The organism is Stenotrophomonas sp. PS02300 (assembly GCF_029959395.1).
Lineage (GTDB): Bacteria > Pseudomonadota > Gammaproteobacteria > Xanthomonadales > Xanthomonadaceae > Stenotrophomonas > Stenotrophomonas maltophilia_AD.
The window spans coordinates 1-19,585 of record NZ_JASCOP010000045.1 but is presented as its reverse complement, the minus strand read 5'-3'; the positions used below and the strand labels follow the sequence as shown (position 1 = coordinate 19,585).

The following is a 19,585-nucleotide window of genomic DNA, read 5'->3' as shown; positions in this document are numbered from 1 at the left end:
GCTATCACACGGCCTGCCCCGCTCCCCCCTGTCGAAGGTCAGGGCGCGCGGTCCGGCGCGGCTGCAGCCGGGTGCGACGTTTGGCCTGGGGCCCGCGCCGGCGCTGGGCCTGGCGGCGCAATAGACCCAGCGGCAGCTGGAACCTGTACAGGCTCCACCAGGCCAGGCACGGCATGCCCACCAGCCACAGCGGCAGCCAGCCCAGCCACTGGCTGTCGCCGCGCGCGGCCGGCCACACCAGGACGAGGGCGAGGCCGGCCAACGCGACCTGCCGGACCCAGCGCAGCACCTGCGGGTGGGGCGCCTGGACCAGGCGTGCGGTGGACCGTGAAGGGGTGGAATGACGCGAAGACGACAAGGGCATGACACGACTCCGTGCGAAAGTGATGCACTACCTTGCCGGGCGCCCATCTCACAGGCTGCGACCTTCCGCGCTTCCGCGCTTCCGCCATTGACGTTCTTCGTCGTCCCACCCACCATGCCCCTGCACGCCACTGGAGCCTTCCGCCGCATGTCTTCGAACCGTCCGCTTTGCGTTGCCCTGCTGCTGTCGTCGCTGTCGCTGTTGGCCGCCTGCTCCTTTGGCGACAGCAAGCCGACCCCGCCGCCGGTGGCCAGTACCGCGACCAGCGCGCCGATCGACCTGCAGAAGTTCATGGGCACCTGGTATGTGATCGGCCGTGTGCCGAACCCGGTCGAGCGCGGCCACGTAGCCAGCGTCAACCAGTACACGCTGCGCGGCGACCAGAAGGTATCCATCACCTATCGTTTCCGCGACGGCTTCTCGCAGCCGCAGCAGGAACTCACCGTGCGCGCTTCGGTGGACGAGGAGAGCGGCAACCACAACTGGCGCACCTGGTTCTACAAGGTGGTGCCGACCCATACCCGCGTACTGGAAGTGGCGCCGGACTATTCCTGGGCGATGCTGGGTTACCCGGGCCGCGAGATGGCCTGGATCTTCGCGCGCAAGCCGGACATGGACAAAGAGCTGTACAAGGAACTGGCTACCCGCCTGCGCGACCAGTACGGGGTCAACACCGACAAGCTCAAGCGCGTGCCGCAGCACCCCGAGCAGGTGGACCGCCTGGGCTACGAGGTTCCGAACGTAAGGTGATCAGGCCGCTACGCGCGGCATGACCCGGCGTTCGATGTCGTGCCACGTAGACAGGGTTTTGAGGTCGTATTCGGCCTGCAGTGCCAGCCACGAGGCGGCGTCACCGCCGAAATGGCGCGCCAGCCGGGCCGCCGTATCTGCGGTGACGCCCCGGGTTTCATGCACGATGGCATGCAGCCGGGTGGCCGGCACGTCCAGGGCACGCGCGAGCGCGTTGATGCTCAGCGCAAGCGGCACCATGAATTCCTCGCGCAGGATTTCGCCCGGGTGGATAGCCCTCAGTTTGTTGGTGGCGCGGCTCATGGTCGGCATCCTCAGTGGTAATCAACGATTTCGACGTGGCACGGACCTGCATCCGTCCAGCTGAAACACACGCGCCATTGGACATTGATGCGGATGCTGAACTGCCCTCGCCGTTCACCCACCAGCGCTTCAAGACGGTTGCCGGGCGGACAGCGCAGGAACTGCAGGGTCTGCGCCGCATCCAGCATCTGCAACTTGCGCTCGGCAACCGCCTGGATGCTGCGGAACTGCCGGGGGCAACGGCCTTCGAACAGGGCAAGCGTGTGGCGGCAGCGGAAGGACTGGATCATTCCGCGTAGCGTAATACGCAAAACGGAATATAGCACAGACGCGGATCACGCAATGCCGACGCGGTCGAACGTCAGATCAATCAGATCGCCGGTTCGTATCGCCAGGCTCAATGATTGCGCTAGGTACGCCCCTTACTTGCGCGAATACCGCCCCACCAGCCAGTCGCCCAGCATCTGCAGCAGCTGGACCAGCACCAGCAGCAGCACCACGGTGACCAGGGCCACGTCGGTGTGGGAGCGCTGGTAGCCGTCGCGGAACGCCAGGTCGCCCAGGCCGCCCGAGCCGATCGCACCGCCCATGGCGGTGAAGCCGATCAGCGCGATCACGGTGACGGTGGCACCGGCAATCAGGCCCGGCCGTGCTTCAGGCAGCAGCACCCGGCTGACCAGCTGCCAGGTGGTGGCGCCCATCGCCTGGCTGGCCTCGATCACGCCGCGGTCCACTTCGCGCAGCGCCGTTTCCACCAGGCGCGCGTAGAACGGCGCCGCGCCGATCACCAGCGGCACGATCGCACCGCGCACGCCGAGCGAGGTGCCCATCATCCACAGCGTGATCGGAATCAGCACGATCATCAGGATGATGAAGGGCACCGAGCGCAGCAGGTTGACCAGCAGCGCCAGCCCGCCGTACAGCACCGGCTTGCGGTGCAGCTGCGGCGAACCGGTCAGGAACAGCAGCACGCCCAGCGGCAGGCCGATGGCCAGGGTAAGCGGCAGTGAGCCGGCCAGCATCAGCAGGGTGTCGATGGTTGCCTGGCCGATATCGGCCCATTTGGCCGCGTCGAGATGGCGGAAGAAGCCGCCCGCAGTCGCGATGATCATCGGCGCAGCTCCTCAAGGTGGACGCCGGCGGCAACGAAACCGGCCTGCGCGGCCTGCACGTCGCCGCCCACCAGCGACACCGTCAGCTGGCCATACGGGGTGTCTTTGATGCGGTCGATGCGACCGGACAGGATGTTGTAGTCCACCCCCGTCTCCCGGGCGATGCGGCCCAGCACCGGCTCATAGGTATCGGTGCCGAGGAAGGTCAGGCGCACGATGCGCCCGGCCACGGCGTCGAAATCCTTGTGCAGCTCGCCCTCGTCCACCTGCTCGGATTCGTTGACGAAGCGGCGCGTGGTCGGGTGCTGCGGGTGCAGGAACACCTCGGTGACCGGCCCGGTTTCCACCAGGTGGCCGGCGTCGAGCACGGCCACGCGGTCGCAGACGCGACGGATCACATCCATCTCGTGGGTGATCAGCACGATGGTCAGGCCCAGCTCGCGGTTGATCCGGCCCAGCAGCTTGAGCACCGAGGCGGTGGTCTGCGGGTCGAGCGCACTGGTGGCCTCGTCGCACAGCAGGATCTGCGGGCGGGTGGCCAGGGCGCGGGCGATGCCGACGCGCTGCTTCTGGCCGCCGGACAGCTGCGCCGGGTACTTGTTGGCGTGCGCTTCCAGGCCGACGGTATGCAGCAGTTCGCTCACCCGGGCGTCGATGTCCGCACGCGGGGTGCCGGCCAGCTCCAGCGGGAACGCCACGTTGGCCGCCACGGTGCGCGACGACAGCAGGTTGAAGTGCTGGAAGATCATGCCGATCTTCCGCCGCAGCGCGCGCAGGCCATCGCGGTCCAGCGCGGTGACGTCCTCGCCGTTGATCAGCAGGCGGCCCCCGGTGGGTTCCTCGAGCCGGTTGATCAGCCGGATCAGGGTCGATTTGCCCGCGCCGGAATGGCCGATGATGCCGAACACTTCGCCGGCCTCGATGGTCAGGTCCAGCGGCTGCAGCGCGGCGATCGCGCGGCCGCCGACGGCATAGGATTTGTGCAGGCGCTGGAACTCGATCACTTCGCGGTCAACCGGGGCATCGACGGGAGGGGCGTGCAGCCTACCAGCGCGGGACGGCCCTGGCCCGCGCGGCAGATTGGAATCATATTCCGTTTGATTATAAGGAAGCGTCATCGCCCGCCCGGCGGGCCTCAGGGGTGGTCCAGCGGCTGCGGCGCACGGACCTGGCGGACCCGCTCGCGGTGCAGCAGGTACAGGCCCGAGGCCACGATGATGGCCGCCCCCAGCCAGGTGAACCGGTCCGGCAGCACGCCCCAGAACGCCAGGTCCCAGCCGATCACCCAGACCAGCCCGGTGTACTCCAGCGGGGCGATCAACGAGGCCTCACCGAGCTGGAACGCCCGGGTCAGCGCTACCTGGCCCCCGGCCCCGGCCAGGCCCATCCCGGCGATCAGTGCGGCGTGGCCCAGCTGCAGGGGCTGCCAGTCCGGGATGGCCAGCAGGCCCGCGCCCAGCGCCAGGATCACCAGGAACCACACCACCATGGACTGGGGGGTATCGGTGCGGGTCAGCATGCTGACCGTGATCGCGGCCACCGCGTAGGCCGTGGCCGCCAGCAGCACCATCAGCCCAGGCACGGAGATGAAGCCGTCCACGCCGGGGCGCAGCACCACCAGCACCCCGACCAGGCCGATGCCGATGGCGACCCAGCGGCGCGGCCCGACATGTTCACCCAGCAGCGGCACCGACAGCGCCGCGATCAGCAGCGGGGCCACAAAGTAGATGGTGTAGGCAGTGGACAGCGGCAGGCTGCGCAGCGCGAACACGAAACAGCCGATCATCGCCATGCCGAGCAGGCCGCGCAGCAGGTGCAGGCCCCAGCGCACCGGGATGAGCGAGCGCGGGCCGGCGGTGGCCAGCACCCAGACCAGCACGAACGGCAGCGAGGCCGCGCCGCGCAGGAAGGTGACCTGCAGGGTCGGGTAGCTGGAGGAGAGCTGCTTCATGCCTGCATCCATCAGCGAGAAGCAGGCCACGGCCATCAGCATCCAAGCGACGGCACGGGAGGGGGAGCGTTGGGCGTTCATGGCCCATTATCGCCGCCCCTGCCGGGACGTCCATGCGCGGTTGGTTAGAATGGGGGCTTCACCTGCAGGAGAATCCCCATGCCCTCGTTTGACGTCGTTTCCGAAGTCGACATCCACGAACTGACCAACGCGGTCGACCAGGCCAACCGCGAGCTGTCCACCCGCTTCGACTTCAAGGGCGTGGATGCCAGGTTCGTGCTGGAAGACAGCGTGATCAGCCAGTCCGCCCCGAGCGACTTCCAGCTGCAGCAGATGACCGACATCCTGCGCCAGCGCCTGACCGCGCGGAAGATCGACGCAGCCTGCCTGGAATTCGGCGATATCGAAACCAACCTCGCCGGGGCCCGCCAGAAGATCACCGTGAAACAGGGCATCGAGCAGAAGGTGGCCAAGAAGATCGCGGCAGCAATCAAGGAAGCCAAGCTCAAGGTCGAAAGCCAGATCAACGGCGACAAGCTGCGCGTGACCGGCAAGAAGCGCGACGACCTGCAGGACGTGATGGCCCTGCTGAAAAAGGGAACGTTCGAGGTCCCGCTCCAGTTCGACAATTTCCGCGACTGATCCAGCGCGCCGGGTGCCGGGCCCTGCCCGGCCCTGGCCCCGATCACGCCCGCCCTGGGCAGCCGCCGTACAATGCGCTGCCCAGCCCGCGATACCGCCCGCCATGAATGACCTGCCCCTGCCCGCCGACACCGCGCCTGACGGCAGCGATCCCATCGCCGAAACCCGGCGCTGGCTGGAGCAGATCGTGATCGGCTTGAACCTGTGCCCGTTCGCCAAGGCGGTGTACGTCAAGGACCAGGTGCGCTTCGTGCTGAGCGACGCGACCACCGTCGAAGCGCTGGTGGAAGAACTCGCCGAAGAGCTGGTGCTGCTGCGCGACACCCCGGCCGAGCAGATCGACACCACGCTGATCGTGCACCCGGACGTGCTGACCGATTTCCTGGACTACAACGACTTCCTCGACAACGCCGATGCCGCGATCGAGGCGCTGGACCTGCAGGGCATCCTGCAGGTGGCCAGCTTCCACCCGCAGTACCAGTTCGCCGGGGTCGCGCCGGATGACGTGAGCAACTACACCAACCGCGCGCCCTACCCGACCCTGCACCTGCTGCGCGAAGACAGCGTGGAACGCGCCGTGGCCGCGTTCCCGGATCCGGACGTGATCGTCGAACGCAACATTGAAACCCTCGACAAGCTGGGCATTGAAGGCTGGACCCGCCTGCTCGGCCGCAAGGACACCCCCCGGTGCCACTGACCCCGGCCATCACCGACTGGCCCGCGCAACCGCTGCGCGACCGCGTGGTGATCGTCACCGGTGGCGCGCAGGGCGTGGGCCGTGGCATCGCGCAGGCAGTACTGGGGGCGGGCGGCAGCGTGATGATCGCCGACCTGGACGCCGACGCCGGCCGCGCCTGCCTGAAGGAATGGGCACTGCCCGAGCGCGCCGCGTTCCAGCGCGCGGATGTGGCCAGCGAACGCAGCGTGCAGGCGCTGGTCAAGGCCACGCTGAAGCGTTTCGGTCGGATTGATGGATTGGTCAACAACGCCGGCATCGCCAGCGCGCACGGCACCCCGCTGGCGGAGATGACGCTGGCCGAATGGCAGCGCCGCCTGTCCAGCCTGCACGGGGCGTTCCTGTGCAGCAAGCACGCCCTGCCGGCGCTGCGCGCGCAGGCCGGCGGTTCGATCATCAACATCGCCTCCACCCGGGCCTGGCAGTCCGAGCCGGACAGCGAAGCCTATGCCGCGGCGAAAGGCGGACTGGTGGCGTTTACCCACGCACTGGCGATCAGCAGCGGGCCCGATGTGCGGGTCAACAGCATCAGCCCCGGCTGGATCACCACCGATGCCTGGCAGGCCCCGGCAAGGCGGCGCACGCCGAAGCTGTCGCGCCGCGACCATGCCCAGCATGCGGTGGGCCGGGTCGGCCAGCCCGAAGATATCGGTGCACTGGCCGTGTTCCTGCTCTCGGACCTGTCCGGGTTCATCACCGGGCAGGACCATGTGGTGGATGGCGGAATGACGCGGACGATGATCTACGCCGAATGATTCAGCGCCGTGCCGACCAACGGTCGGCACCTACCGAGGGTGGCACACTCCGTCCTTGCCACCGTGGTGCCGAACCGGTAGGTACCGACCGTTGGTCGGTACCCGGGATCAACCGGCCATGCCGTTATGGCGCAACAACGCATCCACGTTCGGTGCGCGCCCACGGAACGCTTCGAAGTTCTCCGCTGCACTGCGGCTGCCGCCGCGCGACAACACCTCATCGCGGAAGCGCCTGCCGGTTTCCGCGACCTGGTCCGGCGCTTCTTCGAACGCGGCATAGGCATCGGCACTGAGCACCTCGGCCCACTTGTAGCTGTAATACCCCGCCGCATACCCGCCGGCGAAGATGTGGCTGAACTGGTGCGGGAAGCGATTCCATTCCGGCGGGCGGTTGACCGCCACTTCGTCGCGCACGCGTTCCAGCAGCTGCAGCACGCTGTCCTGGACCGGATCGAAACTGCTGTGCAGCTGCATGTCGAACAGCGCGAACTCCAGCTGGCGCACGGTGAACATGCCGCTCTGGAAGTTGCGCGCGGCCAGCATGCGGTCGAACAGCGCGCGCGGCAGCGGCTCGCCGCTGTCCACATGCGCGGTCATTGCCTGCACCCGGTCCCACTCCCAGCAGAAGTTCTCCATGAACTGGCTGGGCAGTTCCACTGCATCCCACTCCACGCCGTTGATGCCGGCCACGCCCAGTTCGCCGATGCGTGTCAGCAGCTGGTGCAGGCCATGGCCCATTTCATGGAACAGCGTGGTCACCTCGTCGTGGCTGAAGGTCGAGGCCTTGCCCTCGGCGCCCTTGCCGAAGTTGCACACCAGGTACACCAGCGGCGTCTGCACGCCCTGCGCGGTATCACGGCGGTTGCGGCAGTCGTCCATCCACGCGCCGCCGCGCTTGCCCTCGCGCGCGTACAGGTCCAGGTAGAACTGCCCGACCAATACGCCCTGCGCATCCACCAGGCGGAAGAAGCGCACGTCCGGGTGCCACACCGGCGCCTGGTCGGGCTGCACCTGCAGGCCATACAGGCCGTGGATGACGCTGAACAGACCCTCCAGCACCTTCGGCTCGGTGAAGTACTGCTTCACTTCCTGCTCGGAATAGCTGTAGCGCGCCTGCTTGAGCTTTTCAGAGGCAAAGGCGAGGTCCCATGCCTCCAACGCGGGCAGGCCCAGTTCGTCGCGTGCGAACGCGTCCAGCTCGGCCCGGTCGCGCTGCGCGTAGGGCTTGGCGCGTGCGGCCAGGTCGCGCAGGAAGCCCAGCACCTGCGGCGCGTCTTCGGCCATCTTGGTTTCGATGGAGTATTCGGCATAGCTGGCAAACCCCAGCAGCGAGGCCAGCTCGGCACGCAGTGCCAGGATGCGGTCGATGTGCGCGCTGTTGTCCAGCTTGGCATCACCGAACTCCGAAGCCCGCAGCGCGTTGGCGCGGTACAGCGCTTCGCGCAGCGGGCGGTGTTCGGCGTAGGTCTGCACCGGCAGGTAGCACGGCATCTGCAGGGTCAGCTTCCAACCGGGAAGGCCATCCTTCTCCGCCGCGGCGCGGGCAGCGGCCACCACATCCCCGGGCAGGCCGGCCAGTTCGCTGCGGTCTTCAACGTGCAGCGACCACGCATCGGTGGCATCCAGCACGTTCTGCGAGAAGGTCGCCGACAGCGCCGAGAGCTCCTCTCGGATCGCGCTGTAGCGTGCCTTGCCGGCCTCGTCCAGTTCGGCGCCGCCCAGGCGGAAATCACGCAGCGCGTTGTCCAGCACCTTGCGCCGGGCCGGATCGTACTGCGCCGCTTCGGGCGTGGCCGCCAGCGCGCGGTACTGCTCGAACAGCGCCAGGTTCTGGCCGAGCGCGCTGCCAAAGCGGGTCACCTTCGGCAGGTTGCTGTTGTAGGCCTCGCGCAGCGCCGGGGTGTTCACCACCGCCTGCAGGTGGCCAACCTGGCCCCATGCGCGCCACAGGCGTTCGGTGGCATCGTCCAGCGGCTCGACGAAGCTGGCCCAGCTGACCGGCTGCACGGTTTCGGCGGCTTTCACCGCCGCCTCGGCCTGCGCCAGCAAGGTGTCGATGGCCGGGCCGATATGCTCGGGCTGGATCGCATCGAAACGGGGCAGGCCGGAAAAATCGAGCAGGGGATTGGCAGGGGTCACAGGGGTCACAGGGGTCTCCAGACAGCGGGGCCGGCACGCCGGCGTTTCCCACCATATGGCACCGGACCCGGTGCTGCACAAGCCCCGGCGGCCACGGGTTCGTGGCCGTTCACCGGTCGGTGTCGCTCAGTACAGCGCTTCCAGCGCGGCGTTGGGCAGCTCCGGCAGGCCCTGCCCAGCCACGGCCGCGGCGATCACCGCATCGGCCTGCTCCACGTCGATGCCCTGCCGCGGGTACCAGTCCGGGTTGTAGTAGCTGTGCGCATAGCGCTCGCCGCTGTCGCACAGGATCGTCACGATCGAACCGCTGCGCCCGGCCGCGCGCATGCGCTCGGCGGCATGCAGCACGCCAATGAAATTGGTGCCGGTGGAGCCGCCGACGCGGCGCCCCAGCTGGCGGCTGACATGGCGCATGGCGGCCAGGCTGAGCGCGTCGGGCACCTTGACCATGGCATCCACGCTGGTCGGGATGAAGCTCGATTCCACCCGGGGCCGGCCAATGCCTTCCACACGGGAGCCACCGCTGCAGGTGAGGTCACGCCACGGTTCACCGGCCAGGGCCGCGCGGTAGCCGTCGAAGAACACCGACACTTCCGGGTCCGCGCACAGGATGCGGGTGTCGTGGCGGCGATAGCTGACATAGCGGCCCAGCGTGGCGGCGGTGCCACCCGTGCCGGGGCTGCACACGATCCATTCCGGCACCGGGTGTGGCTCTTCGGCCATCTGCTTGAAGATGGATTCGGCGATGTTGTTGTTGGCGCGCCAGTCGGTGGCGCGCTCGGCGTAGGTGAACTGGTCCATGAAGTGGCCGCCGGTTTCGCGGGCCAGCTTTTCCGAATCGCAGTTCAGGTCGCAGGCGCGCTCCACCAGGTGGCAGCGGCCGCCATGGAATTCGATGGCGGCGATCTTTTCCGGCGAGGTGGTGGCCGGCATCACCGCAATGAACGGCAGGCCCAGCAGGCGCGCGAAGTAGGCTTCGGACACCGCAGTGGAACCGCTGGAGGCCTCGATCACCGGGCGCCCTTCGCGCAACCAGCCGTTGGCCAGCGCGTACAGGAACAGCGAGCGCGCCAGGCGGTGCTTCAGGCTGCCGGTGGGATGGCTGGATTCATCCTTGAAGTACAGCTCGATGCCCGGGTGTCCCGGCAGGTCCATCGGAATGAGGTGGGTATCGGCCGAACGGTTGAAATCGGCTTCGATCTTGCGGATGGCGGCGGCCACCCATTCACGCTGCGACATGTCGACGATGGGCCAGGAAGATGCAGCATTCTACGTCCCCTTGCCACCGCCCCGCTAAAATGAACGGCCAGCCGCGTTGCGCGGCCTCCCACAGGATCCCCCATGAGCCTTGCCTCCCTGCAGTCCCAGCCGGGCGTTGCCGCCCAGCCGCCGGCCGAAACCACCGGCTTCGTGTTCAACCACACCATGCTGCGCGTCAAGGACGCCGCCGCCTCGCTGGACTTCTACACCCGCGTGCTGGGCTTCCGCCTGCTCGACCAGCGTGATTTCCCCGAAGCCCGGTTCAGCCTGTACTTCCTGGCCCTGCTGCCGGCCGGCACGCAGATCCCGGAAGGCGACGATGCGCGCCGGTTGTGGCTGGCCGGGCTTCCCGGCGTGCTGGAGCTGACCCACAACCACGGCACCGAAACCCAGGACGGCCCGGTCTACCACGACGGCAACCAGGACCCGCGCGGCTTCGGCCACATCTGCGTCTCCGTGCCGGACATCCACGCGGCCTGCAAGCGCTTCGATGACCTGCAGGTGCCCTACCAGAAGCGCCTGGAAGACGGCCGCATGAAGCACCTGGCCTTCATCAAGGACCCGGACGGCTACTGGGTGGAGATCATCTCCAACACCCCGGTTGGCTGAGGCCCCGCGTGACCACCAACGGTGGTCACCTACCGCCGGCAACAATTCGTCTACCCGGCCGGTGGTATACCAGCGCTTCCCTCGACTGAAGGAACCCGCATGGAAACCATGGAACTGCACCGCGGCCGGCTGATCGACCACCTGCAACTGATCGTGCGCGACCTGCCGGCCAGCCGCCGCTTCTACCAGGCGGTGTTCGACACCATCGGCATTCCCATCGCCGGCGAGGGCGATACGTATTTCTGGGCCGATGAGCTGTTCATTTCCACCGCCGACAGCGAAGCGGCCGCCGGTGAACTGACCGGCCGCCACCACTTGGCCTTCCAGGCCCGCGACCGCGCCACCGTCGATGCCTTCCACAAGGCGGCATTGGCCGCAGGCGGCAAGGACAACGGCGCCCCCGGCGAACGCCCCTACCACCCGGGCTACTACGCCGCCTTCGCGATCGATCCGGACGGCAACAACATCGAGGTCGTGTACCACGGCCCGGCGAGCTACAGCGCCGACTCGGTGAAGGTCACGTTCTGAGTACCGACCTTACCCAGACGCGCCCTTGTAGAGCCACCCCCTGGGTGGCTGCGTCCACGCCGGCACCCTGAACACTTCAGCCAGCGCCCACCCCAGTCTCACAACGTGAGACTGGCCGCCCCTACCGTTTCCCCATGGAGACGATACGCAAACTGGCGATCCTGGCCGATGCCGCCAAGTACGACGCGTCCTGTGCCTCCAGTGGCGCGGGACGCCGAGATTCGCGCAGCTCGGGCGGCATCGGCAGCACCGAAGGCGCCGGCATCTGCCACAGCTACACACCCGACGGGCGCTGCGTATCGCTGCTGAAGATCCTGCTCACCAATTTCTGCATCTACGACTGCGCGTACTGCGTGAACCGGGTCTCCAGCAACGTGCCGCGCGCGCGCTTCAACGTGGCCGAAGTGGTCGCGTTGACCATGGATTTCTACAAGCGCAACTACATCGAAGGGCTGTTCCTCTCCAGCGGCATCATCCGCAATGCCGACTACACCATGGAGCAGATGGTCGAAGTGGCGCGGCAGCTGCGCGAGGAGCACCGCTTCTCCGGCTACATCCACCTCAAGACCATTCCCGAAGCTTCGCCTGAATTGCTGGCGGCGGCGGGGCGCTACGCCGACCGCCTGTCGATCAACATCGAGCTGCCCACCGAGGAAGGCCTGAACAGCTTCGCGCCGGAAAAGTCGCTGCCTTCCATTCGTGGCGCGATGGGTGAACTGCGTTGGCGCATCGAAGAAGCCAAGGAGGCCAAGGCCGCCAGCGAGGCCAAGCCCACCACGGTGGCGGCACCGGCACCAACCGCCCCGGCCAAGCGCGCGAGCCGCGCCCGTGTGCCCCGCTTCGCGCCTGCTGGCCAAAGCACGCAGATGATCGTCGGTGCCGACGGCGCCAGCGACCAGCAGATTCTGGGCGCCGCCGACAACCTGTACGGCAACTACCGCATGCGCCGGGTGTACTACTCGGCCTTCAGCCCGATCCCGGATGCCAGCCGGCTGCTGCCGGTGCAGGCACCGCCGCTCGCGCGCGAACACCGGCTGTATCAGGCCGACTGGCTGCTGCGTTTCTACGGCTATGGCGTGGAGGAAATCACCAACACCGCGCAGAACGGCATGCTCGACCTGGATATCGACCCGAAGCTGGCCTGGGCGATCCGCCACCCCGAGCGCTTCCCGGTGGACCTCAACGTGGCCTCCAAGGAGATGCTGCTGCGCGTGCCCGGGTTGGGCGTGCGCAACGTCAAGCGCGTGCTGATGGCGCGCCGCCACGGCCGCCTGCGCGTGGCCGACGTCGCCCGCCTGCGCGCGCCGATGAGCAAGCTGCTGCCGTTCGTGCAGCTGGCTGACCATCACCCGCGCCGCGCCCTGGATGACCCCACCGCCCTGCGTGCACGGCTGGCACCGCCACCGCGCCAGGCTTCGCTGTTCCCCGACGCCGCCGCATGAGCCGCTGGAGTGTGCGGGTCGACCCGGCATGGTCGGTACAGGCATGGCGTGATGCCGCGCGATTGGGGCTGCAGCATCAAGTTGCGCCGGAACAGCTCGACTGGCTGCAGGAGGGTCACGCCTCGCTGCTGGACGCGCCGTCGTTGGCCGGCCTACCTGCTACGGAAAGCGACGGCACGAGCATCCCGGTGCCGAAATCCTTCGTCGAACTGGCGGCCACCTGCCTGTGCCACAGCGATCCACAGCGACACGCCCTGCTGTACCGCATGCTTTGGCGCATCGTGCACGGCGAGCGCGGCCTGCTGACCAACCCCGCCGACCCGGACGTGCTGCGTGCAATGGCGCTGGGCCAGGCGGTGCGCCGCGACAGCCACAAGATGAAGGCATTCGTCCGCTTCCGCGAGGTACCCGGCGAGGACAATGCGTTCATCGCGTGGTTCGAACCCGACCACCACATCGTGGACCGGGTCGCGCCGTTCTTCGCGCGCCGCTTCGCCGGCATGCGCTGGGCGATCCTCACTCCAACCCGCAGCGTCCGCTGGGACGGACAGGAACTGGCGTTCGGCCCCGGAAGCAAGCAGGCCGATGCGCCGGTGGAGGATGCGCGCGAAGAACTGTGGCGCACCTACTACGCCAACATCTTCAACCCTGCCCGCCTGAACACCCGGATGATGCAGCAGGAGATGCCGACCCGGTACTGGAAGCACCTGCCGGAGGCGAGCCTGCTGCCCACGCTTGTGCGCGATGCCGGCGACCGCGTGCAGGAAATGCATGACCGTGAAGCGCAGGCACCACAACGTCGGATACCGGAGCAGAACATTCCCCTGCGCAGTCCGGCAACCGCGAACGGCGATTCCCTCGACGAGCTGCGCACTGCGGCCGCCGGTTGCCGCCGTTGCCCACTCTGGGAGCCGGCCACGCAGACGGTGTTCGGCGAAGGCCCGCGCGATGCGCAGGTGATGCTGGTCGGTGAGCAACCCGGCGATTCAGAGGACCTGAGCGGGCACCCCTTCGTCGGCCCGGCCGGGCAGCTGTTGAACCGGGCGCTGCAGGAACTGGGCATTGATCGCAGCACGCTGTACCTGACCAACGCGGTGAAGCACTTCCGTTACGAGCGGCGCGGCAAGAAGCGCATCCATTCCAAACCGCAGGTCACCCACATCAATGCGTGCCGGCCCTGGCTGCTGGCGGAGATTGAACAGGTGAGCCCGAAGGTGATCGTCTGCCTGGGCGCCAGTGCAGCTCGAGCCGTGTTTGGCCCCGGCTTCAACCTGGGCCGTGATCGCGGCCGCTGGCATACGCTGGAAGACGGCACGCGCGGCTTTGCGACGGTGCATCCTTCCTGGGTGTTGCGGCAGCCTGCAGGTACAGCGCAGAAAGAAGCTTATTGCCTGCTTTTGGGAGACCTGAAGAAACTAGCCTCCCCCTCCAGGTAGCAACCTTCCTATCGGCACGAGGTAGCTGCCAGTGCTTCGCACCGTCAATAGCGACAAGTGATCAACCACTTCGCTGCGGCCGCGAACAATCAGCTGAACAGGCACGATTCCCGGGATTTATCGCGCCTCCACCACCAGCTCCGGCGCTGTTCAACTGCGCGCAGCAAGGGCAAAGGAAAGCATGTAGCCGGCAGTAGGTAAGCTGTAGCCATGACCATCTCGATACCCAGCAAGCAGAAGCCCGTCTTCAAGGTGATCGAAGCCCGGCGCCTCCCGTTGACTGCAGCCGATCTGATCACGCTGAGCGACGAGGAGAGAATTCGCAGGATATACACCATGACGCCGGAACAGGCGGAAGCGATCATACGCAAGTCTGGAATATTGACCGCTTCTGGCAAGCTTAAGCGCGGCTACAGATGAACGATGGACATCTCCAGATCGGCTATCACGGCTGCGATGTCACCATACGAGATGGGTTGGTTTCGGGAAAGTTGTCGCCGGCACCCAGTGGCAATCAATACGACTGGCTGGGGCCGGGCTTCTATCTGTTCGAAGGCGACGAAGATCGCGCGATGGCATTCGCCGAAGCTGCAGCCAGCGAACCGTCGCGCAGACTGACGGCGAGACCCATAGCAACACCGGCTGTCGTCGGCTGCGTCTTCAGCGTCCAACGTTGCCTGGATATGACCACCAAGGCAGGTCGGCTGGAGTTCGAGAATGCCTACCTCAACTTTCAAGCAGGCTATCTGCGAATCGGACAGTCAATACCGTTGAACGCCCCGGTGAATCCGCTTGACGAGGAAATACTTCTTCGTGGACTTGATCGGGCAGTGTTCAACTTCATACACAGCAGCCGCAGTGAAGTCGCCGGCCTGCCGCAGTTCCAAGCGGTACGGGGCGCTTTCCGGCAAGGCCCCGAGATTGCGCCAAACTCGGGGTTTCACAGGGACAGCCACGTCCAGATTGCGCTGAGGGACTTCAGCTGCATAAGGGGCTGGTTCCTGCCGTCTGGCACGGAGCAGCTGTCCGACTCAGACCTCGTAAAGGCTCAGGAGGCGCTACGCGCCATGCGGGAGATCAGCAGGAAAGTTCGCCAACGAGTGGTAGCGGACTAAGCGCCCGCTCCACTCCGAGTCCCATGGCTAATGGGCAGCCATGTAGATGTCCTGAAGAACCGCCTTCTCCAGCTCCAGCTCGCTGAGCAGGTTTTTGACGATGTCACCCAGGCTGAGGATGCCCACCAGCTTGCTGCCTTCGGTCACCATCAGGTGGCGGTGGCGCGAGTAGGTCATCAGCGCCATGGCCTGCTTCAGGGTCGCCTCGGGGGCGATGCCTTCCAGGCCGGCCGAGGGAAGCGTGGCGATGACCCGGCGGCCTGCCTGCGGGCCGTCGTCGGCCAGGCTGCGCACGATGTCTTTCTCGGAGATGATCCTGACCGGTGCATCGTCCTTCATCACCACCAGCGCGGCGATCTTGTGCGCGCTCATCTTGTGGGCGGCGGCGCCGATCGTGTCTTCGACGTCGATGGTGACAACGGAGTCTTTCTTGGATTGCAGAAGTTCGCGGACGTTCATTCTTTTTCCTGTTGCAGACTGGGTGAAGCCACACGCCTTGCGTGGTGGGACCGATTGACGCAGCCAGCGGCTGACACCCCGAGAATCGCATTTCGACTAGAACCGACGCTGAATGTCGCGGGCGGACTCGACTAAAGTTTTCCCGACGCCAGAAACGGCAAAGGGCGGCCCCGGTGGACCGCCCTTTGCCTGGCGTGGTGTAGCGAGCGACGGTCGCTACCTACCCATTCACTTCTTGGCCGAGCACGTGCCGTGCGCAGCAAGCTTGAGGCTGGCGATCTGGCGGCGCCCTTCTGCCTCCGGCACCGCCTCCAGCTTGGCGCCACCCACAAAGACGCCCATCTTGATGGACTGCCGGATGAAGTAGTTCTGGCCCGAGGCCGTGACCAGCTTCAGATCGTTCGGCGAGAACTCCGACTCGGTGGAGAAGGTGTGCTCGCGGTCGCCCGGAACCAGGGTGTAGAAGAACACCTTGTTTGCCGTCTCACCCAGGCACTCCCCGTCGATCAGGACGTCCTTCTTGAGCGCCTGGCCCACGCCGCTGTTGCGGAACACGTACACACCGGCCTTCCCCGCTTCTGGCGCGGGGAATGTCTTGGCGACATCCAGCGTGCCCTTGTCGGCCATCGGAACCGACGCGCAGCCGGACATCAGGGCGATGGCCGCGGCCACCCCCAGCATCAACATCTTGTTCAAACAAAGCCCCCTGTGGCGTGCATCCTGCACGCGATTGTTGGACATCGGATGGCGAGTCGGGTGCGGTGGGGTCGCGGCCTGGCGCCGTCGCGAAGTCTATCCGGGCCCCTCTGAACCTGTATAGGGGGCGTCAGCTGCAGCCGCCGGGACTACCGATCTTCCACTTCGGCGTACCGGATCGAACCTCCCTCCGAGTTCCGGCCCCGCATCATTCCGTATGCGCGTCCCGTCCCCACTTCCACAGCGACAGCAAGCGACGGTTCTCCACCAGCGCAGCGATCATCAATGCGCTACCTGCCAGGGCAAGCATGAGTGGTAACGCCGACGTCGATGGCGAGAAGGCGTTCGCCTGCGCCCACAGCACCAGGGTCGCCCCGAGGCTGGCAGCTACGGGGGCGCGTACTCGCTGATGCCTTGCCGTCCCCCGGCACGTGCAGGCCACCACACCGCCACACGTGGCGGCAAGTACGAGCAGCTCCATCATCGTGACTACAGCTTCACGGTCACGCCCACCTGGAAGCCACGCCCGGGCAGCGGCGCGATGTACTTCAGCGGTGAGTTGTGCGGCCGGGCGTCCTCATCGAGCAGATTGGATCCGCTGAGGAAGACCTCTACGCCCTGCACCACCGCATTGCGCATGGCGAACGCGTAACTGACCTGGGCGTCCAGCAGGTTGAAGGCATCCAACGGTATCTCCTGGCTTACGTTCTTGCCCCGGTACTTCTGCTTGTCGTAGTAGGTACTCGACACCCTCGCCTTCCAGCCACCGCGCTCCCAGGCAACGTTGGCACCGAAGCGGTTGGTCGGCATGTTGGGCAGGTACTCGCCGTCGTTGTGTGCGCGCAGGGAATCCGGGTTGTCGGCCTTGTTCTTCACCAGATCGGAGAACGCCGAGAGCGCGAGCTTGCCGTAGCTGCCCAGATCGAGTGACTGCGATACATCGACTTCGAAGCCCTTGACGGTGGTGTCCGTCTGCTTCCAGTACTTCAGCGGCAGGCGGTTGGCGGTCTGCAGGCCGGAATAGCCCTGGTACAGGAAGTTTTCGATCTTCATGCGGTAGGCAGTGGCGGTGATGTCAAAGCCGCCATTGTTGAACAGCAGGGTGAATTCGGCATTTCGGGCGCGCTCTGGCTTGAGGTCCTGGTCGCCTTCCTCCTGGGTCATCACCGAGTAGTGCCGGTTGCTGGCGTACAGCTCGTTGACGTCGGGCGCGCGCGCCGAGGACGAGTAGCGGGCCTTGGCGCCAAACAGGCGGCCCAGCTGCACGTAGCCACCCGCGTTGTAGCTGTTGAGCGTGAACGCACGGTCTTCCAGCGGGGCGTTCGGCGAGTTCCTGGAGGTGGTGAAGGCACCTTGTTGGACCGTGTGCTCGACGCGCTCGTGGCGGAAGCCGGCGTCAAATGATGCCCAACTGAAGTCCAGGGTTTCCTTGATGAAGGCTGCCAGGCCCTCGGTGTCCACGTCTGGAAGGTAGCGCTGCGATCCACTGCCGCGGATGTTCCGGTCGCGGTGGCTGGCACCGAACAGACCGCTCAGGGGGCCCACCGGCTGGTGGGCCAGCAGCAGTTCTGCCTGGAAGGTCTCGAAGTCGTACGCATTGGCTTTCGAACTGCCCAGGTACTCTCCGGAGGTGTTGCTCAGCTGCGAGAGCTTGAGCTCCGCACTTTCAAGGAACGGGACCGGGTCGCGCAGGATGCCTTCCAGCGTGTAGCGGTCCTGCGTGAGCTTTACGCCGACCGGTCGGCTCTGGCTGAGGTCGGTGCCGAAGGACAGGTTGTCCATCGAGAAGCCGGGCACGCCGTACTCGCTGTCTTTCGAGTCCATGCTGGCCGCCACGTAGCCACGGTCGAAGAAGTAGGTCGAGCCCACGGCCAGGTGCGTGTTGCGGGAGTAGCTGTTGCCCAGCGTGCCGCGATAGTTGGGGGTGACGTCGCGGTTGATCCGGTTCTGCACGTAGGAAGGCGTGCCTTCCTGGTACAGCGGGTTGGCCGGATTGACGTAGGTCCTGCCCATCCACACCGAGGTGGGCCGGTTGGTGTAGTACGAGAACTCGCCGTCGGCCCAATCCGGGTTTTCGGTCATGAACTGGTCGATGTACGGTTGCGAGGCCTTGTTGTAGACCTGTTGTACCCGTGCTTCCTTCTGGCAGGCATCGGCCAGCGCGCTGTTGACGCCGCCGGCGGCCGGGAACAACTGGCTGTTGCAGACATCGGCCTTGCTGTCGCCCGGGATGTCGTAATGCGAGATGCGCTGGACGGACATCTGCACGTTGGTGGACACGTTGCGCTGGTTGTTGAAGTTCATGCGGAAGCCCTGCGCATCGACATCGTTGAACCCCTGCCGCAGCACCAGCTCCATTTCCTGGTCCTTGCTTTCCATCTCGCGGGAAACCAGGCCCGAATCGATGTCGACGCTGCCGCCAAGCGCGTTGCCGCCGTAGCGCACCGTGTCGGAGGACTTGTTGACGGTCACGCGCCTGACGAAGAGCGGGTCGAAGGGCACGTTGATGTCGCCGCTCAAGGCATTCATGCCGAGAATGGACTGGCCGTCCTCCAGCACCTGCACACGGTTGCCGCCCAGGCTGCGGATCACCGGCGCGCCGGCATTCGGCCCGAAGGCGCTGCTCTGCACGCCCGACACATGCTCGAGCATGTTGCCAAGCGTACGGTTCTGGGCCTGGATGTTTTCCACCACGACCACGGTATCGACCCGCGACGGGCGGTCGGCTTCGACGGTGACCTCTGGAAGCGTGGTTTCGTCCGCAGCGTAGGCGCTATGGATGGTGAGTAGAACGGCAACTGCTAGAACGTGGCGACGCATACATCCCCCTCAAATGAGGCGCGATGTTATAACGTTACATTAAAGCTGGCAACGGGCTGGGCGGCATGCGGAGGAAAACAAAAAGGGCGGCCCCTCAGGGTCGCCCTTCTTTCAGAAGCGTAACGACCAACGGTCGTTACCTACCGGCAATCGATCTTGGTCGATTGCTATTCCACCGTCACGCTCTTGGCCAGGTTGCGCGGCTTGTCCACGTCGGTGCCGCGCGCCAGCGCGGTGTGGTACGCCAGCAGCTGCACCGGGATGGTGTGCACCACCGGGCTGAGCACGCCGGCGTGGCGCGGGGTGCGGATGACGTGCACGCCCTCGGATTCGACGAAGTTGCTGTCCTGGTCGGCGAACACGAACAGCTCGCCGCCGCGGGCGCGCACTTCCTGCATGTTGGATTTGACCTTCTCCAGCAGGCTGTCGTTGGGCGCGATCACCACCACCGGCATGTCTTCATCCACC

At 66.2% G+C, this 19,585-nt stretch carries 22 protein-coding genes; 10 read left to right on the top strand and 12 right to left on the bottom strand.

Annotation, left to right across the window (positions count from 1 at the left end):
- Positions 1-4 precede the first annotated feature (4 nt).
- Positions 5-364: a hypothetical protein gene (locus QMX79_RS10365; RefSeq protein ID WP_282246679.1), complete on the bottom strand. Its 360-nt coding sequence runs from the start codon at positions 362-364 to the stop codon at positions 5-7.
- Positions 365-511: 147 nt separating this feature from the next.
- Between QMX79_RS10365 and QMX79_RS10360 the strand changes: the two genes are divergently transcribed.
- Complete coding sequence (locus QMX79_RS10360; RefSeq protein ID WP_282246678.1) at positions 512-1,114, top strand: lipocalin family protein; 603 nt, start codon at positions 512-514, stop codon at positions 1,112-1,114.
- Here QMX79_RS10360 and QMX79_RS10355 read toward each other — a convergent pair whose 3' ends face one another.
- From QMX79_RS10355 to QMX79_RS10335, 5 genes are all read right to left on the bottom strand, one after another.
- Positions 1,115-1,417: a HigA family addiction module antitoxin gene (locus QMX79_RS10355; RefSeq protein WP_282246677.1), complete on the bottom strand. Its 303-nt coding sequence runs from the start codon at positions 1,415-1,417 to the stop codon at positions 1,115-1,117.
- An 11-nt stretch (positions 1,418-1,428) separates the two neighbouring features.
- The gene (locus QMX79_RS10350) at positions 1,429-1,707 is read right to left on the bottom strand and encodes a type II toxin-antitoxin system RelE/ParE family toxin (RefSeq protein WP_282246676.1); all 279 of its coding nucleotides are present in this window, start codon (positions 1,705-1,707) and stop codon (positions 1,429-1,431) included.
- A 132-nt stretch (positions 1,708-1,839) separates the two neighbouring features.
- Positions 1,840-2,529, bottom strand: coding sequence for a methionine ABC transporter permease (locus QMX79_RS10345; protein ID WP_282246675.1), 690 nt, complete (start codon positions 2,527-2,529; stop codon positions 1,840-1,842).
- Entirely contained in the window at positions 2,526-3,533 is a 1,008-nt protein-coding gene (locus tag QMX79_RS10340) for a methionine ABC transporter ATP-binding protein (RefSeq protein ID WP_249834390.1), read from the bottom strand. The genes QMX79_RS10345 and QMX79_RS10340 overlap by 4 nt, the downstream gene beginning before the upstream one ends.
- A 131-nt stretch (positions 3,534-3,664) precedes the next feature.
- The gene (locus QMX79_RS10335) at positions 3,665-4,561 is read right to left on the bottom strand and encodes a DMT family transporter (RefSeq protein WP_282246674.1); all 897 of its coding nucleotides are present in this window, start codon (positions 4,559-4,561) and stop codon (positions 3,665-3,667) included.
- A 78-nt stretch (positions 4,562-4,639) separates the two neighbouring features.
- Between QMX79_RS10335 and QMX79_RS10330 the strand changes: the two genes are divergently transcribed.
- From QMX79_RS10330 to QMX79_RS10320, 3 genes are all read left to right on the top strand, one after another.
- Complete coding sequence (locus QMX79_RS10330; protein ID WP_282246673.1) at positions 4,640-5,122, top strand: YajQ family cyclic di-GMP-binding protein; 483 nt, start codon at positions 4,640-4,642, stop codon at positions 5,120-5,122.
- Between the two features lie 103 nt (positions 5,123-5,225).
- On the top strand, positions 5,226-5,819 hold the full coding sequence (locus QMX79_RS10325; RefSeq protein WP_282246672.1) for a DUF1415 domain-containing protein: 594 nt from the start codon (positions 5,226-5,228) through the stop codon (positions 5,817-5,819).
- Positions 5,810-6,613, top strand: a complete 804-nt coding sequence (locus tag QMX79_RS10320) for a glucose 1-dehydrogenase (protein ID WP_282246671.1) — start codon at positions 5,810-5,812, stop codon at positions 6,611-6,613. Before QMX79_RS10325 ends, QMX79_RS10320 begins: the two co-directional genes overlap by 10 nt.
- 108 nt (positions 6,614-6,721) lie before the next feature.
- Here QMX79_RS10320 and QMX79_RS10315 read toward each other — a convergent pair whose 3' ends face one another.
- Positions 6,722-8,752, bottom strand: a complete 2,031-nt coding sequence (locus tag QMX79_RS10315; RefSeq protein ID WP_282246688.1) for a M3 family metallopeptidase — start codon at positions 8,750-8,752, stop codon at positions 6,722-6,724.
- 126 nt (positions 8,753-8,878) lie between these two features.
- The gene (locus tag QMX79_RS10310; protein ID WP_282246670.1) at positions 8,879-9,991 is read right to left on the bottom strand and encodes a PLP-dependent cysteine synthase family protein; all 1,113 of its coding nucleotides are present in this window, start codon (positions 9,989-9,991) and stop codon (positions 8,879-8,881) included.
- Between the two features lie 102 nt (positions 9,992-10,093).
- Between QMX79_RS10310 and gloA the strand changes: the two genes are divergently transcribed.
- The 6 genes from gloA (at position 10,094) to QMX79_RS10280 (ending at position 15,142) form a co-directional block, all read left to right on the top strand.
- Positions 10,094-10,621, top strand: coding sequence for a lactoylglutathione lyase (gene gloA / locus QMX79_RS10305; protein WP_282246669.1), 528 nt, complete (start codon positions 10,094-10,096; stop codon positions 10,619-10,621).
- 99 nt (positions 10,622-10,720) lie between these two features.
- Positions 10,721-11,149, top strand: a complete 429-nt coding sequence (locus QMX79_RS10300) for a VOC family protein (RefSeq protein ID WP_193069514.1) — start codon at positions 10,721-10,723, stop codon at positions 11,147-11,149.
- Between the two features lie 134 nt (positions 11,150-11,283).
- Positions 11,284-12,591: a putative DNA modification/repair radical SAM protein gene (locus QMX79_RS10295; RefSeq protein ID WP_282246668.1), complete on the top strand. Its 1,308-nt coding sequence runs from the start codon at positions 11,284-11,286 to the stop codon at positions 12,589-12,591.
- Entirely contained in the window at positions 12,588-14,027 is a 1,440-nt protein-coding gene (locus QMX79_RS10290; RefSeq protein ID WP_282246667.1) for a UdgX family uracil-DNA binding protein, read from the top strand. The genes QMX79_RS10295 and QMX79_RS10290 overlap by 4 nt, the downstream gene beginning before the upstream one ends.
- A gap of 210 nt (positions 14,028-14,237) precedes the next feature.
- Positions 14,238-14,447, top strand: coding sequence for a hypothetical protein (locus tag QMX79_RS10285; protein WP_282246666.1), 210 nt, complete (start codon positions 14,238-14,240; stop codon positions 14,445-14,447).
- Positions 14,444-15,142 (top strand): hypothetical protein, encoded by a 699-nt coding sequence (locus QMX79_RS10280; RefSeq protein WP_282246665.1) that lies wholly within the window; start codon positions 14,444-14,446, stop codon positions 15,140-15,142. Before QMX79_RS10285 ends, QMX79_RS10280 begins: the two co-directional genes overlap by 4 nt.
- Before the next feature lie 27 nt (positions 15,143-15,169).
- Here the strand turns inward: QMX79_RS10280 and QMX79_RS10275 are convergent, their stop codons facing one another.
- The 4 genes from QMX79_RS10275 to QMX79_RS10260 all read right to left on the bottom strand — a co-directional run.
- On the bottom strand, positions 15,170-15,601 hold the full coding sequence (locus QMX79_RS10275) for a CBS domain-containing protein (RefSeq protein ID WP_210131099.1): 432 nt from the start codon (positions 15,599-15,601) through the stop codon (positions 15,170-15,172).
- 228 nt (positions 15,602-15,829) lie between these two features.
- On the bottom strand, positions 15,830-16,288 hold the full coding sequence (locus QMX79_RS10270; protein ID WP_282246687.1) for a DUF2846 domain-containing protein: 459 nt from the start codon (positions 16,286-16,288) through the stop codon (positions 15,830-15,832).
- 498 nt (positions 16,289-16,786) lie between these two features.
- Complete coding sequence (locus tag QMX79_RS10265; RefSeq protein ID WP_282246664.1) at positions 16,787-19,117, bottom strand: TonB-dependent receptor; 2,331 nt, start codon at positions 19,115-19,117, stop codon at positions 16,787-16,789.
- A 167-nt stretch (positions 19,118-19,284) separates the two neighbouring features.
- Positions 19,285-19,585, bottom strand: a 301-nt coding sequence (locus QMX79_RS10260) for an SIS domain-containing protein (RefSeq protein WP_282246663.1), incomplete at its 5' end; no start/stop codon positions are given.